Origin of the sequence: Brevundimonas bacteroides DSM 4726, assembly GCF_000701445.1 — a bacterium.
In the GTDB taxonomy this organism is placed as follows: Bacteria; Pseudomonadota; Alphaproteobacteria; order Caulobacterales; family Caulobacteraceae; genus Brevundimonas; species Brevundimonas bacteroides.
This window is the reverse complement of sequence record NZ_JNIX01000008.1, coordinates 83,695-98,339: the sequence shown is the minus strand read 5'-3', so window position 1 is coordinate 98,339 and position 14,645 is coordinate 83,695. Positions and strand designations below refer to the sequence as shown.

The window sequence follows — 14,645 nt, the reverse complement described above, 5'->3', positions numbered from 1 at the left end:
GCGCGCGCAGCACGTTAGTCAGGGCCGCATCCCGAGCGGGGCCTACCCGCCATCGATCCTCAGGGGCTGACGAATGACCAAGTGGGTGTACGGCTTCGGCGGAGGTTCCGCCGACGGCGATGCGTCGATGAAGAACCTCTTGGGCGGCAAGGGCGCCAATCTGGCGGAGATGTCGTCGCTGGGTCTGCCGGTGCCGCCGGGCTTCACCATCACCACCGAGGCCTGCGTCCACTACTATTCGAACGGCCAGCAGTATCCGGACGGCCTGCGCGAACAGGTGGCCGAGGGACTGAAGACCGTCGAGGGGATCGTCGGCAAGACCTTCGGCGATGCGTCCAACCCGCTGCTGGTCTCTGTGCGCTCGGGCGCGCGGGCGTCGATGCCCGGCATGATGGACACGGTGCTGAACCTGGGTCTGAACGACGAGACGGTCGAGGGTCTGGCGGCGCTGGCGGGCGATCGGCGCTTCGCGCTGGACAGCTATCGCCGCTTCATCACCATGTACTCCAACGTGGTGCTCGGCCTGAGCCACGACGACTTTGAGGAGGTTCTGGACGACCACAAGGACCGGCTCGGCGTCACGGTCGACACCGACCTGAGGGCCCAGGACTGGGAGAAGGTCGTCGCGGAATACAAGGCCGTGGTCGAGCGCGAGCTGGGCCGGCCCTTCCCGCAGGACCCCCACGAACAGCTGTGGGGCGCGGTCTCGGCCGTGTTCGCCAGCTGGATGAACGACCGGGCCAAGTTCTATCGCCGCATGCACGACATCCCCGAAAGCTGGGGCACGGCGGTCAACGTCCAGTCGATGGTGTTCGGCAACATGGGCGAGACGTCGGCCACCGGCGTGGCCTTCACCCGCAACCCCTCGACCGGCGAGGCCAAGCTGTATGGCGAGTTCCTGATCAACGCCCAGGGCGAGGACGTGGTCGCGGGCATCCGCACGCCGCAGTCCCTGACCAAGGCCGGGCGCGAGGAGATGGGCGAGACGGCGCCGTCCATGGAAGAGGCCATGCCCGAGGTCTTCGCCCAGTTCGTCGAGGTCGTCGGCAAGCTGGAGCGGCACTACCGCGACATGCAGGACATCGAGTTCACGGTCGAGCAGGGCCGGCTGTGGATGCTCCAGACACGCAACGGCAAGCGGACGGCCAAGTCGGCGCTGAAGGTCGCGGTCGATCTGGCCAGCGAGGGCCTGATCACACGGGAGGAGGCGATCAGCCGGGTGGAGCCCTCGGCGCTGGATCAACTGCTCCACCCGACGCTCGACCCGAACGCGCCGCGCAACGTCGTGGCGGCGGGTCTGCCCGCGTCGCCCGGCGCGGCCACCGGCAAGATCGTGTTCGACGCCGACGAGGCCGAGCGGCTGAACCAGCTGGGCGACGCTGTCATCCTGGTGCGCGAGGAGACCAGCCCGGAGGACATTCACGGCATGCATGCGGCCCGCGGCATCGTCACGGCGCGCGGCGGCATGACCAGCCACGCGGCGGTCGTGGCGCGCGGCATGGGACGGCCCTGCGTGTCCGGCGCCGGCGAGATCCATATCGACGAGAAGGCCGGGACCTTCACGGCGCGCGGGCGGGTGTTCAGGGCCGGAGAGGTCATCACCATCGACGGCTCCAAGGGCGAGGTGATGGACGGCGCCGTGCCGATGATCGAGCCGGAGCTGACCGGAGACTTCCAGACCCTGATGGGCTGGGCCGACGGGGTGCGCCGCCTGCGGGTGCGCGCCAACGCCGAGACGCCGCTGGATGCCCGGACCGCGCGCGGTTTCGGCGCCGAGGGCATCGGCCTGTGCCGGACCGAGCACATGTTCTTCGACGACGAACGGATCGCCGCCGTCCGCGAGATGATCCTGGCCGACGACGAGGCGGGGCGCCGGGCGGCCCTGGCCAAGATCGCGCCGTTCCAGAAGGCGGACTTCGTCGAGCTGTTCACCATCATGGCCGGGCTGCCGGTGACGGTGCGGCTGCTCGACCCGCCGTTGCACGAGTTCATCCCTCATACCGAGGCCGAGATCGATGCGCTCGCGGCCTCGACTGGGCTGGACGCCGCCAAGCTGAAGAAACGGGCGCGCGACCTGCATGAGGTGAACCCCATGCTGGGCCATCGCGGCTGCCGGCTGGGCGTGGCCTATCCCGAGATCTACGAGATGCAGGTCCGGGCCGTGCTGGAGGCCGCGATCGCGGTCAAGAAGGCGTCGGGCACGGCGCCGATCCCGGAGATCATGCACCCGCTGGTCGCGCTGGGCCTGGAGATGAAGTTCCTGCGCGAGCTGACCGACCGAACGGCCAAGTCGGTGTTCGAGGCGGCGGGCGACAGTGTCGAATACCTGGTCGGCACCATGATCGAGCTGCCGCGCGCGGCGCTGCGGGCCGGGGATCTGGCCGAGCACGCCGAGTTCTTCAGCTTCGGCACCAACGACCTGACGCAGACCACGTTCGGCATCAGCCGGGACGATTCCGGCCGGTTCCTGCAGGCCTATCTGGACAAGGGCATCTTCGAGACCGATCCCTTCGTGCGTCTGGACCAGGACGGCGTCGGCGATCTGATCCGGATCGCCGCAGAGCGGGGCGGCGCGGCGCGGCCGGACATCAAGATGGGCATCTGCGGCGAGCACGGCGGCGATCCGGCCTCGATCGCCTTCTGCGAACAGGTGGGCCTGGCCTATGTCAGCTGCTCGCCTTATCGCGTTCCGATCGCGCGGCTGGCGGCGGCCCAGGCGGCGCTGAGCGGCGAGCGTGAGAAGGATCGGTGATCCTGTCGACGGTTGATTAGGGCAAGAAGGCGGCGAGTATAACGCCGTCTGTGCTCGCGAGTCCACAGTTACGGTTTTGCAATCGGCGGGCCTTGGAACGGCCATGTCGAGATACGACTTGAGCACTCGCTGGATGGGGCCGGGACGAACAGTCCCGCATCTAGGAGTTAAAAGAAACAATGCGTAATATTCTTCTCGCGACCGCCGCCGTGTCTTTGTTCGCTCTTCCCGCCGCGGCGCAGAGCTTTTCCCAGCCGCAGTGGTACGGCACCGCCGGCTATACGGCGCTCGACGCCGAGGGCGCTGACCTCGGCGCCCTGACGGGCCGCATCGGCGCGAAGGTGTCGCCGAACGTCGCCTTCGAAGGCGAAGCCTCGATCGGCGTGGTGGATGACGACGTCACCGTGGGCGGCGTGACCGGCTCGGTCGAGCAGGACTACGACGCCGCCGCCTATGTGGTCGGCGTTCTGCCCGTGTCGCCGAACTTCGAAGTGTTTGGCCGCGTCGGCTACGGCACGACCTCGATCAAGGCCGACGTCGCTGGCGTCACGGCCGAAGAGGATGGCGAGAGCGTCAACTACGGAGCCGGCGCGACCTATTCGTTCGACGGCGTCAACGGCATCCGCGCCGACTGGACGCGCCGGGACTTCACCGACGACAACGGCGGCGAGGTCGACACCTACGGCGTGAGCTACGTCCGCCGCTTCTAAGGCCGCAAAGCCCGCTCCGCGCGCCGCGCGGGGCGGGTCCGCCTTGATCAGGCAGGCTCGGCGATCAGGGCCCAGCGCTTGGAGCCTTCGCCGAAGGGGCGGGCGAACCATTCCGAGTAGCGTTGGAATGCTTCCACGATCAGACGGCCGAGGTCCGGCCCGACGGTTTCGCCCCGTTGTCGTCTGAGCGCCGCCACGCAATCGATGACCGTACTCTCGTGGGCCGAGCCGCCCAAGGACTTCAGCACGAGGGCCGCGTCACGGGCCAGGGCCTCAAGGATCGTCGGTTGCTTGGTTGCGCTCATCCGGACGCTCCGCCGCATCGTCTGGGAGAACTCTTGATTCCAGACTCGCCTGTCAGGCGCAAGCTAAGCCGGTGTTATACGGCTCACTCGTCCGTGATCAGGCGCGCTTCCTGACGAACACCGTGCCGGCCGAATAGCCGGCCCCGAAACTGCAGATCAGGCCGGTCTCGCCCGGTACGAAGCCGTCGTGATGCAGATGGAAGGCGATGATGGAACCAGCCGAGGAGGTGTTGGCGTAGTCGTCCAGGATGATGACGTTCTCGTCTTCAGACGGGTCGCGGCCCAGAACCTTGCGGCCGATCATCTGGTTCATGTTGATGTTGGCCTGGTGCAGCCAAAGGCGCTTGAGGGCCGTCGGGTCCAGGCCGAGGTCGTCGGCGTGCTCGACGATCATGTCCGACACCATCGGCACCACGTCCTTGAAGACCTTGCGGCCCTGTTGGATGAACAGCTTGTCGTCCTGCGGGCCGTCCTTCGACGCCGAGGTCGGCGGAACGGCTTCGTCGGTCGGCAACGCCCAGCGGTTCAGGAAGCCGAAGTTGTTGCGGATGTTGTTGGAGAACACCGTCTTCAGCCGCGTGCCGAGGATGTCCCAGCCGCCGGGGCCGGCGGTCTCGGCGCTCTCTACGATGACGGCGGTGGCGACGTCCCCGAAGATGAAGTGGCTGTCGCGGTCCTTGAAGTTCAGATGGGCCGAGCAGACCTCGGGGTTGACCATCAGCACGGCCTTGGTCGAGCCCGAGGCGATGAAGTCGGCCGCCGTCTTGATGCCGAAGGTGGCCGAGGAACAGGCCACGTTCATGTCGAAGCCGAAGCCCTCGATGCCCAGCGCCTGCTGGATCTCGACCGCCAGCGCCGGATAGGGACGCGGCATGTTGGAGGCGGCGCAGAGCACCGCGCCGATGTCGCTGACCGGCTTGCCCCAGGCCTCGATGGCCTGACGCGCGGCCTTCACCGCCATCTCGGCCATGATCGACAGCTCCTCGTTGGAGCGTTCGGGCAGGTTCGGCGCCATGCGGGCCGGATCGAGGATGCCGGCCTTGTCGAGCACGAAACGGCTCTTGATGCCGGACGCCTTCTCTATGAACTCGACCGAGGAGGGCGTCAGCGCCGCGACATCGCCCTCGGCGATCTGGAGCGCGTGGTCGGCGTTCCAACGCTCGGCCCAGGCGTTGTAGGCCTCGACCAGTTCGGCGTTCGAGATGGACTGTTCGGGGGTGAACAGGCCGGTGGCGGCGATGACGGCAGAAGGCAAGGTCGTGTCCCTATCGCTCGGCTCGCGGAGCCTCGCTGCTTGAGGGACGATATCCCTCTGGTTTCTGGTCTCAATAGGACGGCGGCGGACGGCGGTCGAGGCTGGCGTTGATGCCCTTCCACCATCGGGCGATCTGGTTGGAGGGCGCAGGCGGAGCGGGCGCAGCGCGCTCGCGGATCAGGCGCTCGACCAGATCCTCAGCCTCGCAGGGCCAGCCCTCGGGCGAGATGTAGATCGGATACTGGATCAGGGCCGCGGCGACGAGAGCGTCGAGGCTGGCGCGGCGGGTGCGCCGCTCGAATGTCATGCGATCAGTCGTCAGGCCCCAGCCGCCGTAAAAGGGCCGGCCGTAGGTCGAGACGGCCTTGCCGCGCAGCAGGGCCTCGAAGCCCGAAAGGGAGGTGAGGGTCGCCAGCGTGTCGCAGGCCTCCAGACAGTCGATGATGTCGAGGTCGTCGGCGACGGCGTCCACGGCGGCCATCGCGTGGGCATCGAGGCGGCCGGGGCGGTTGCCGCTCATGACGTCGGGATGATTGCGGTAGATCAGAAAGGCGTCGGGGAAGTCGGCGCGTGCGGCCTCGACCAGGCCGGAGTTGGTGCGGATGTCGTCGCAGCCCTTGAGGATCGACTTGTCGTTCTCGACTTGGCCGACGACGAGCAGCTTCATCCGACCGGCGGGCCAGTCGGGGCGGGCGGGACCGGTGGCGAGATTGTACTTGGACAAACCCGCCTCGACGATGCGGGTGCGCAAGCGGGCCGCGCGGGCGAGCATTGCCGCGTCCTGAGCCCCGTCCTCGATCAGTTGTTCCAGCCGGGACGGCCGGGAGGGGTCGTAGTAGACGCCGAGGTCATCGAGCGCGACGCTGAGCGCGCCGAAGAAGTCCGAGCCCAGCCCGCGCGAGCGGATGAAGCCGTCCTCCATGCGCACCACCGGGGCCGAGGTCGCTGCGGCGGCGGCGGCGATCTCGGGGCTCTCCTTGCCGGCCCAGTAGACGAGGCGGCCACCGGTGCGTTCGGCGTGGACTGCGGCGCGCGACGCGCTCGCGAAATACTTCAGCCGGGTCTTGGGTCCGTTCAGCAGGCGGCGGACCTGAGGACGCTTGGCCGGGGCGAAGCCGACGGCGGACCAGTCGCCGTCCAGCCGCTCGGCCCGGTCGCGGAAGGTCAGCAGGCGTTCGACTGCCGTCTCGGCGTCGCAGCGTTGGCCGGACAAGGGATCGACGTAGCGGGGGTAGGCGATCAGGCAGGCGGCGGCGAGCGTTTCGACATCGCGCGCCAAACCTCGGCGGCCCGTGTCGACCTCGTCCGTCGTCAGGCCCCAGCCGGAATAGAATGGCGCGCCGAAGCAACGGACGGGCAGGTCGCGCAGCAGGGCCTCGAACCCGAGCGCCGAAGTCACGCACCAGACGCCGTCGACGGTCGCGAGCAGGTCGGCAGCGCGTACATCCGCGTCGATCAGGGTCACGCCCGACAGCTCGTTGTCCGGGATGCAGCCCTGCTTGCGACCGGCGGCGACGGCGGGGTGGCGCTTGACGATCAACTGGGCGTCCGGGTGCTCGGCGCGGGCCGTCCGCACCATGCGGACGAAGCTGTCGGCGTTCGCCAGACCGCAGGCGATCGAGGCGTCGCCCGCCGTCTGGTCGACCAGCAGGATCCGGCTACCCGGCCGCAGGAGGGAGGCGTCCAGGGCCTCGCCCATGTTGGTCTTGGACAGGCCCGTGGCGACGAGGCTGTCGATCAGGGCGCGAGCCCGGGCACGCATCGCGCCATCGCACCAGTCCTCCGATCCGTCCAGAAGCTGTTCCAGCCGCGAGGGGCGGTTGGCGTCGTAATAGACCCCCACGTCATCGACGATCAGGCTGAGCGTCGCCGCCCCGGTTTCGCCCAGGCCGACGGAGCGCAGGAAGCCATCCTCCAGGGCGATGTAGGGGAGGTTGGTGCGATCCGCCCGGCGCCGGCCGCCTTTCGACGTGGGCTTGAGACCCCAGCCGACGATGGCCTCGACGGGGGCGAGGGGGCTGGCGCGAAGGTCGAGATCGTCAAGAAACGTCCGCAGGAACGGCGTGTCCCAGATGCCGGGAGAGCAGACCCAGGCGCGGCGTTTGGTCGGGGAGGGAGGCAATCGGGACGCTTTCGCCGCGCGGTTCAGGCTGACAGCCTCTATCGACAGGCCGCCGCGCGGTCCAGCAGGGCGCGGGCCTGATCCAGATGCAGACGCTCGACCATGGCCCCGCCGACGCGGATCGCGCCGCGCCCCTCGGCCTCGGGCGCTCTGAAGGCGGCTAAGATCGCCTCCGCCTCGGCGATCTCGGCCGCCGTCGGCGAAAAGGCGGCATGGGCGCCGACGATCTGGTTCGGGTGGATCAGGCTCTTGCCGTGGAAGCCATAGAGACGACCCTGGGCGCATTCGGCGGCAAGGTCGTCGGGGTCGTCCAGCCGGTTGAAGACGCCGTCGATGGCGAACAGGCCGTGCGCCCGGGCCGCCGCGACAGTCGCCGCCAGCCAGGGCTTGAGGGGCTCGCGGTCGGGCGACGCGCCCGTTCCCAGAGCCTTGGCAAGATCGTTCACGCCCAGCATCAGCCCGGCAAGGGGCTGGCCCGCCGCGGCTATGGCCGGCAGCGTCATGAGGGCCTGCGGCGTTTCGATCATGGCGATCAAGCGCGTGCTCTCGGCCATGCGCGCGCCGTAGGCATCGACGATGCCCGGCTCTTCGACCTTGGGAGCGACGACGTAATCCAGCGGCAGATCGGTCAGCGCGCCGAGGTCGTCCTCGCCCCAGTCCGTGCCGAGCGCATTGACTCGTATGGCGATCCTGTGGGGAAACCCGCCCGCGCGGACCGCCTCGACCGCCGCCCGGCGCGCGTCCGCCTTGGCCTCGGGCGCGACGGCGTCCTCGAGGTCGAGAACGACGACATCCGCGTCCAGCGTCCGCGCCTTCTCGATCGCCCGGGCGTTTGAGGCGGGCAGAAACAGCAGGCTGCGGACGAGGTCCATCGTCAGACGCGGCCAGTGACGGGCACCAGTGCTCCGGTGACGGCCCGGCTGTCCGGAGAGGCCAGGAACAGAATGACGGTCGCCAGGTCGGACGCGGCGACCCACTTGGCCGGGTCGGCGTTCGGCATGTCCTTGCGGTTCTGGGGCGTGTCCAGGATCGACGGCAGGACCGCGTTGACGGTGACCGACGTCGACTTCAGCTCTTCGGCCAGGGACTCGGTCAGCCGATGCACGGCGGACTTGGAGGCCGCATAGGCTCCCATTCCGGCGGCGGCCCTGAGCGCGCCCGCCGCGCCGACATTGACGATGCGCCCTTCAGACGACGCCTTCAGGTGAGGCAGGGCCGCGCGCGTGGCGTTCAGTGCCGTCGTCAGATTGAGCGTGAACATGCGGTCCCAGGCGGGCTTGTCGTCCTCGACCGTCTGCCAGACGAAACCGCCCGCGATGTTGAGCAGGGCGTCGATACCGCCGAAGTGGTCGACGACTTTGGCGATCGCCGCTCCGGCCGCGCCGACGTCCGTCAGATCGACGCCCGAGACCTCGAAGGCGCCCTCCGGCGGGGTCTGGCCCTCGGCGTGGTCGATGAGCGCGACGTTCAGCCCATCGGCCAGCGCCGCCTCGACCACGGCCCGGCCCAGAACGCCGTGCCCGCCCGTCACCACCACCGTGCGTTTCGTCATCGTCTGCTCCTCGATCTGGCCGTTCCTTGTCCCGTTCGCCGGGCTGGGGCAAGCCGCGTCACAAATCATGGATTGATGCGATGGTCCGAAAGCCCTAGGTGCGCGCGCCATGCCCGCGTCCGCCGCCCTGTCCCCCACAATCCGGATCGCCCCGGAAACGCCCGGCGACGCGGTCGCCGTCGAGGCGCTGGTGCTGGACGCCTTCGGGCCGGGACGCTTCGCCAAGACGGCCGAACGCCTGCGTGAGCGGGCCACGAAGATCGCGGGCTTCAGCGCCTGGCTAGACGGACAGCTGGTCGGGTCGGTCCGGCTGTGGGCCGTGACAGTCGGAGGGGTCGAGGCGGTGTTCCTGGGGCCGATCGCCGTGGCGCGAGACATTCGGGGCGGTGGGATCGGGGCCGACCTGGTCGCGGCCTGTATCGATGAGGCGCGCAGATTGAATGTCGGCGGCGTGTTGCTGGTCGGCGACGCCCCCTATTTCGCCCGGTTCGGTTTCGAGGCCGCGCCCGACGCCGTGCTGCCGGGACCAGCCGACCCGCGCCGTGTCCTGTGGCTACGGGTCGGGGAAGCGATGGCTTCGGGGCCGGTGCGCCCGGCCTGAGCCGCCCTTTCGCCGGGCGGCGACGCGGCCTAAGTCTGAGGCTATGAGCGAAGCCGAGACGAAGACGGGCATCGCCGCGGTCGCGCAGGCCGCGAAGGCGGCGCGCGGCCTGCCACCGGTGCACCTGTGGAACCCGGCGCACTGCGGCGACATCGATATTGCCATCCGCGCTGACGGGACCTGGATGCACGAGGGCTCGCCCATCGGGCGGGCCGAGCTGGTTCGGCTTTTCTCGACGGTACTGCGGCTCGATCCGGACGGCTATCACCTGGTCACGCCGGTCGAGAAGCTGATGATCACCGTCGAGGACCTGCCGTTCCGGGCCGTCGCGATGCGGCGCGACGGCGAGGATCTGGTCTTCACCACTGACGTCGGCGACGAGGTGCGGGCCGGGCCCGAGAACCCCATCACCGTCGAAACAGATCCCACGACCGGAGAGCCCGCGCCGCGCGTGTACATCCGACGGGGTCTGGAGGCGCGGATCGTCCGCACGGTCTTCTACGACCTGGTCGAGATGGCCGAGGAGCGGGACGGGCGTCTGGCCGTGTCCTCGGGCGGGGTCTGGTTTCCGCTGGGGCCGCCGGGGGCCGGTCTGGCATGAGCCTTGAGACGCTGAAGGAACGGCTGGCCGAGCGCCTGCTGCCGCCGTCCGACTGGCAGCTGGAGGGCAGGCCGGTGCGCTCGGACTTCGACCTGAACCCGGGCGCGTCTCGCTGGGTCGAGGGGCCGCTCAAGCCGGCGGCGGTGCTGATCCCGGTGGTCGCCACAGACGACGGCGCGCGGGTGCTGATGACGCGCCGGGCCGACAGCCTGGCGAGCCATACCGGCCAGATCGCCTTTCCCGGCGGTCGGCTGGATCCCGGCGAGACGGCGGTCGAGGCGGCGCTGCGAGAGGCCTGGGAAGAGGTGGCGCTGGACCCGGCTGCGGTGACGGTTCTGGGCCTGTCCGACGCCTATGAGACCGGTACGGGCTACCTGGTCACGCCGGTGGTCGGATGGCTGGAGGCCTCGCCGGTCTTGACGCCCTCCCCCGATGAGGTCGCCGAGGTGTTCGAGGTGCCGTGGGACGTGCTGATGGATCCCGCCATGCTGAAGCGGGAACATCTGGAGACGCCGGCGGGCGTGCGGCGCTGGTTCTGGTCGCTGACCCATGAGGATCGCTACATATGGGGCGTGACCGCCGGGATCGTGCGGGCGCTGCGGCTGCGTCTATACGGCGAGGAGGGCGTGGCGGCCCTGGCCACGGCCGAGGACGCGGCGTGAGCGGCTCTTTGGCGGGCCAGCCCTGGCTGACCGACCCGGCGACGGTGCGGGTCATGGACGCGCTGGAGGCGGCGGGCGGGTCCGACTGCGCCCGCTTCGTCGGCGGTTGCGTGCGCAACAGCCTGGTCGGGCGGCCGGTCGACGACATCGACATCGCTACGCGGCTGAAGCCCGAGGAGACACTGGCGGCGCTCAAGGCGACCGGCATCAAGTCCGTGCCGACCGGCCTGGCCCACGGCACGGTGACGGCCGTGGCGGATCGAAAGCCCTTCGAGATCACCACCCTGCGCCGCGACGTCGAGACCGACGGCCGCCACGCCGTCGTGGCCTTCACTGACGACTGGGGCGAGGACGCGCGGCGTCGGGATTTCCGCCTGAACGCCCTCTACGCCGACCGATCCGGCCGCATCTTCGATCCGACCGGTGGGGGGCTGGAAGACGCCCTGGAGGGCCGGGTAGTCTTTGTCGGCGATCCGTATCAGAGAATCGAGGAAGACCACCTCCGCATCCTGCGCTTCTTCCGCTTCTTCGCCTGGTATGGGCGAGATGAGCCCGATGCCGTGGGCCTCGCCGCCTGCGCCGACCACGCCGACAGTCTGTCGCGCCTGTCGGCTGAACGGGTGTCCAAGGAACTGCTGAAGCTGCTGGCCGCGCCCGACCCGCGCCCCTCAGTGGCGGCGATGCGGCAGGCGGGCGTTCTTGATCGGCTGATCCCGGCGGTGGCGGACCTCGGCGCTTTCGAGGCGCTCGTTGACCTGAGCGACGACCCGGTGCTGCGGCTGTCCGCCCTGCTGCCGGACGATCCGCCCGAGGTCGCGAGGACGGCGGCCGGTCTTCGCCTGCCCAAGGCGGTTGAGTATCGGCTGGCGGCGGCCGCCGAGGGTCCGCTTGCCGCCACGGAGGCACCGGTGCTGAGAACCCTGATCTACCGCCTCGGCGCCGAGACCGTGCGGGACCGACTGCTGCGCGGCGAGGCGGCGAGCGGTGTCACGGCCAGGGCGGCGCTCGCGCTCGTCGCGGACTGGACGCCGCCCCGCATGCCGGTCGGCGGGCGCGAGGTCGCCGGGCTGGGCGTCGCGCCCGGGCCGGAGACCGGCCGCATCCTGAAGGCCTTCGAGGACGAATGGGTCGCCGCCGACTTCCCCGACGACGGCCACGACGAACGGCTCAGGCGGCTGGCGTCTCAGCCGATCTGACGAGGCGCACGATCACCGGCCTGTGGTCCGAGCCGTTGTCCCGGCCGATCCGACGCTGGGTCAGGGCGAGATCGGGCGTGCGATAGACGTGGTCGATGGTCATGCCCGCCCAGGCCGGAAGGAAGGACGGCCAAGTTCCCGGCCAGCCGGGCGCGGCGATCAGCCCGGCTTCCGACCGGATCATCCGCCCGATCCGGGCCGACGAGACGCTGTTGAAGTCTCCGGCCAGGACCAGCGGCCCCGAGATGCCCGAGCGCCAGGCGATCAGTTCCTGAGTCTGTATGATCTGGGCCCACTGATACTGGTAGGGCCAGGGTCTGGTCAGATGCACGCCTGCGACCGTGACGGGCCCCGAAGGCGTGTCGGCTTCGGCCGCGACGGCGAAGGCGTGCATGAGGTCGATCGGGCGCTCCGCCAGGGGCCAACGGCTGGCGATCACAGAGACCGACGGCCCCGCCCCGCCGGGACGACGGGGTGTCACGACACGGTGGGGAAACTCCGAGAGGATCGCATCCAGGGCCGGGCGGGCCTCATCTCCGACTTCGACCAGGACCACGATGTCGGGTTGCGCCTCTCGTATCGAGCGGCCGATCCCATCGGCGTCGCCGTTGCCGACGAACAGATTGGCGAAATAGAGGGTGAAGTCGGCCTCCTCGCTGGCCCAACCCCGTGCCGGGAACCACTGGGGCGATCCCGCGACCCCCACCAGAACGAGGACCAGCCCTGTGGCGATGCCCGCAGATCGAGATCTGAGCAAGACCGCGAGGCCGAACAGCGCCGTCGCCGCGACCAGAGCGGGCCCCACGAACTGGGCCAGGATGTCGACCCAGCGGTGACCGTGGCCGCTCAGCGACGCCACAGCGATCACCAGCGGTCCCCCGGACAGGAGCGCAACGCAGGCCGTCAGGAACCATCGGAGGCGCGGGCGGCTCGCAAGCGTCACGATAGTCTGCTTTCCTCGGTGAACGGGGGACGGTCCTGGGGCGTTGAGCCGCCGCAAGGGAGGGCAGGGATGGCGAAGCGGTCGTTCGCGGATATCGAAAAGATCTGGTCCAATGTCGAGGGCATCAAGAAGCTTTCGGACCGGGCGATCGGGATAGGGCCGTTCGGCGTCGGCCTTGACGGTCTGCTGACCTGGATCCCGGTGGTCGGGACCGTCTATTCCGTGGGCGCGTCGGGCTGGCTCCTGATGCAGGCTGTGCGAGCCAAGGCTCCGACCGGCACTATACTGCGCATGATCGGCTACCTGGGGATCGACAGCGCGACGACTGCGGTGGGCGAAGCCGTGCCGTTCGCGCCTGATGTCGTCGACTTCTTCTTTCCCGGCCATCTTCTGGCGGCCAAGGCCCTGCAGAAGCACATCGAGACCACCCATTGGGTCGAGGCGAGCGAGCGTGAAGCCCGCGCGTCCGGCGATCATGAGCGGCACGTCGCCGCCATGCGGGCCGACCCGAACAAGCGGCGGATCGTCTATCTGCACGACTGATGCGTGGATGCGGCTTGACGGCGACGCTTCGGGCCGGTCCTAGTCCCGGCGTTGCAGTCGATCCGAGTGGTTCATGGGCCTGATGTTGACGCGAGACGAACTGGCCGTGGCCCTTGTCCAGGCTGGCCAGGGCGACCGTTCCGCCTTTCGCACCGTCTATGAGGCGACCTCGGCGAAGCTCTTTGGCGTCTGCCTGCGTATCTTGCCTGACCGCCAAACGGCCGAGGACGTCTTGCAGGATACTTACGTCACAGTCTGGAGAAAGGCCGCGACCTTCGATGCGAGCCGCGCCAGCCCGATCACCTGGCTGGTGACGATCGCCCGTAATCGATCGATCGACCGGCTGCGCTCGGCCGCACCGATGCGGAACGCCGCGCCGGTCGAGGATGCGCATGACCTGGCCGATGCCGGCCCGCTGGCATCCGACACCGTGGAGCAGGCCGACGAGGCTGCGCGGCTGAACGGGTGCCTGGAGACGCTGGAGGACAAGGCACGGGCTGTGATCCGCACCGCCTTCTTCGAGGGCGCGACCTACGACGAGTTGGCCAAACGTGAGAATGTGCCGCTGGGCACAATGAAGAGCTGGATTCGCAGGGGGCTGATGCGGCTGAGGAGCTGCCTCGAAGCATGACCGACCCGACCCACACCCCCGAAGACGACCGCGCCCTGGCGGGCGAGCTGGCGCTCAGGCTGCTGTCGCCGGAAGACGAGCGCGCCGCCCGCGCCCGCGAGGCCTCCGATCCTGCCTTCGCCGCCGAGGTTCAGGCCTGGAACGCCCATCTGGCGGCCTTCGCGGCCGAGGTTCGGTCGGTCGAACCCTCCGGCGCCGTCTGGGCACGGCTCCAGGCGGTGATCGCGCCTGTCGCCAATGACAATGGCCGGGTCGGCTTCTGGCGGAGCTGGGCCATTGGTTCGACCGGCTTGCTGGCCGCGAGCCTCGTGGCCGTGGCGGTTCTCATCGCGCGTCCCGCGCCGACGCCGGTCGTCGAGCAGCCGCAGGCTCCCGCCGGCGGGGTGACGCGCGTGGCGACCTTGACCCTGTCCGAGGGCGGGGGGCAGGCCATGATCCTGGCCTATGACACGGTGACCGGGAACCTGTTTATAGCCGCCGACTCAAGCATGGCGTCAGCCCAGGGCGTGCCGCACCTGTGGCTGGTCAAGCCGGAGGGCGGCGTGCAGCTGGTGGGCGCGATCGCGGGCGAGGGCGTTTCGCGCCAAAGCCTTTCGGCGGCGCTCGCCAGCCAGGCGGGGACGGCCACGGCGGTCGCTGTTTCGCTCGAAGCACCCGGCCATACCCCGGCGGCGGACAAGCCCGATGGGCCGGTTGTCGCATCCGGCGAACTTCAGCAGCTCTGACGCATCCGGTCGGTCGACCCGGCCGTAGCTCTGTCTGACCGCTGCGC

The 14,645-nt window shown here is 69.4% G+C and carries 15 protein-coding genes; 9 read left to right on the top strand and 6 right to left on the bottom strand.

Going from position 1 to position 14,645, the window contains the following annotated elements; genetic code table 11:
• Positions 1-73 precede the first annotated feature (73 nt).
• Positions 74-2,752 (top strand): pyruvate, phosphate dikinase, encoded by a 2,679-nt coding sequence (gene ppdK / locus Q333_RS0105305; protein ID WP_029415706.1) that lies wholly within the window; start codon positions 74-76, stop codon positions 2,750-2,752.
• Between the two features lie 179 nt (positions 2,753-2,931).
• Positions 2,932-3,462, top strand: coding sequence for a porin family protein (locus tag Q333_RS0105300; RefSeq protein ID WP_029415705.1), 531 nt, complete (start codon positions 2,932-2,934; stop codon positions 3,460-3,462).
• A gap of 47 nt (positions 3,463-3,509) precedes the next feature.
• Here the strand turns inward: Q333_RS0105300 and Q333_RS0105295 are convergent, their stop codons facing one another.
• The 5 genes from Q333_RS0105295 to Q333_RS0105275 all read right to left on the bottom strand — a co-directional run bounded on the left by Q333_RS0105295 (position 3,510) and on the right by Q333_RS0105275 (position 8,696).
• Positions 3,510-3,767: a hypothetical protein gene (locus tag Q333_RS0105295; RefSeq protein ID WP_029415704.1), complete on the bottom strand. Its 258-nt coding sequence runs from the start codon at positions 3,765-3,767 to the stop codon at positions 3,510-3,512.
• Positions 3,768-3,864: 97 nt separating this feature from the next.
• Complete coding sequence (locus Q333_RS0105290) at positions 3,865-5,022, bottom strand: beta-ketoacyl-ACP synthase III (RefSeq protein WP_029415703.1); 1,158 nt, start codon at positions 5,020-5,022, stop codon at positions 3,865-3,867.
• Positions 5,023-5,092: 70 nt separating this feature from the next.
• Positions 5,093-7,144, bottom strand: coding sequence for a capsular polysaccharide biosynthesis protein (locus tag Q333_RS0105285; RefSeq protein WP_245591486.1), 2,052 nt, complete (start codon positions 7,142-7,144; stop codon positions 5,093-5,095).
• A 38-nt stretch (positions 7,145-7,182) separates the two neighbouring features.
• Entirely contained in the window at positions 7,183-8,016 is an 834-nt protein-coding gene (locus Q333_RS0105280) for an HpcH/HpaI aldolase/citrate lyase family protein (protein WP_029415701.1), read from the bottom strand.
• A 2-nt stretch (positions 8,017-8,018) separates the two neighbouring features.
• Positions 8,019-8,696, bottom strand: coding sequence for an SDR family NAD(P)-dependent oxidoreductase (locus tag Q333_RS0105275; RefSeq protein ID WP_029415700.1), 678 nt, complete (start codon positions 8,694-8,696; stop codon positions 8,019-8,021).
• 109 nt (positions 8,697-8,805) lie between these two features.
• Here Q333_RS0105275 and Q333_RS0105270 point away from each other — a divergent pair, with 109 nt between their 5' ends.
• The 4 genes from Q333_RS0105270 to Q333_RS0105255 are packed head-to-tail and all read left to right on the top strand — an operon-like array spanning position 8,806 to position 11,756.
• A complete protein-coding gene (locus tag Q333_RS0105270) occupies positions 8,806-9,297 on the top strand; it encodes a GNAT family N-acetyltransferase (protein ID WP_029415699.1) in 492 nt (163 codons plus the stop codon).
• A gap of 43 nt (positions 9,298-9,340) precedes the next feature.
• A complete protein-coding gene (locus Q333_RS0105265; protein WP_029415698.1) occupies positions 9,341-9,898 on the top strand; it encodes a DUF1285 domain-containing protein in 558 nt (185 codons plus the stop codon).
• Positions 9,895-10,560 carry a CoA pyrophosphatase gene (locus tag Q333_RS0105260; RefSeq protein WP_029415697.1) on the top strand — a complete coding sequence of 222 codons (666 nt, stop codon included), beginning with the start codon at positions 9,895-9,897 and terminating at the stop codon, positions 10,558-10,560. The genes Q333_RS0105265 and Q333_RS0105260 overlap by 4 nt, the downstream gene beginning before the upstream one ends.
• The gene (locus Q333_RS0105255) at positions 10,557-11,756 is read left to right on the top strand and encodes a CCA tRNA nucleotidyltransferase (RefSeq protein WP_029415696.1); all 1,200 of its coding nucleotides are present in this window, start codon (positions 10,557-10,559) and stop codon (positions 11,754-11,756) included. The genes Q333_RS0105260 and Q333_RS0105255 overlap by 4 nt, the downstream gene beginning before the upstream one ends.
• Here the strand turns inward: Q333_RS0105255 and Q333_RS0105250 are convergent.
• Entirely contained in the window at positions 11,728-12,699 is a 972-nt protein-coding gene (locus tag Q333_RS0105250; protein ID WP_029415695.1) for an endonuclease/exonuclease/phosphatase family protein, read from the bottom strand. The two genes, Q333_RS0105255 and Q333_RS0105250, sit on opposite strands and share 29 nt — an antisense overlap.
• A gap of 69 nt (positions 12,700-12,768) precedes the next feature.
• On the opposite strand from Q333_RS0105250, the gene Q333_RS0105245 reads away from it, so the two are divergent.
• The 3 genes from Q333_RS0105245 to Q333_RS0105235 all read left to right on the top strand — a co-directional run bounded on the left by Q333_RS0105245 (position 12,769) and on the right by Q333_RS0105235 (position 14,598).
• The gene (locus Q333_RS0105245) at positions 12,769-13,242 is read left to right on the top strand and encodes a DUF4112 domain-containing protein (protein WP_029415694.1); all 474 of its coding nucleotides are present in this window, start codon (positions 12,769-12,771) and stop codon (positions 13,240-13,242) included.
• Between the two features lie 73 nt (positions 13,243-13,315).
• Complete coding sequence (locus Q333_RS0105240; protein ID WP_051651137.1) at positions 13,316-13,873, top strand: sigma-70 family RNA polymerase sigma factor; 558 nt, start codon at positions 13,316-13,318, stop codon at positions 13,871-13,873.
• Positions 13,870-14,598, top strand: coding sequence for an anti-sigma factor (locus tag Q333_RS0105235; RefSeq protein ID WP_029415692.1), 729 nt, complete (start codon positions 13,870-13,872; stop codon positions 14,596-14,598). The genes Q333_RS0105240 and Q333_RS0105235 overlap by 4 nt, the downstream gene beginning before the upstream one ends.
• Positions 14,599-14,645: the final 47 nt, after the last annotated feature.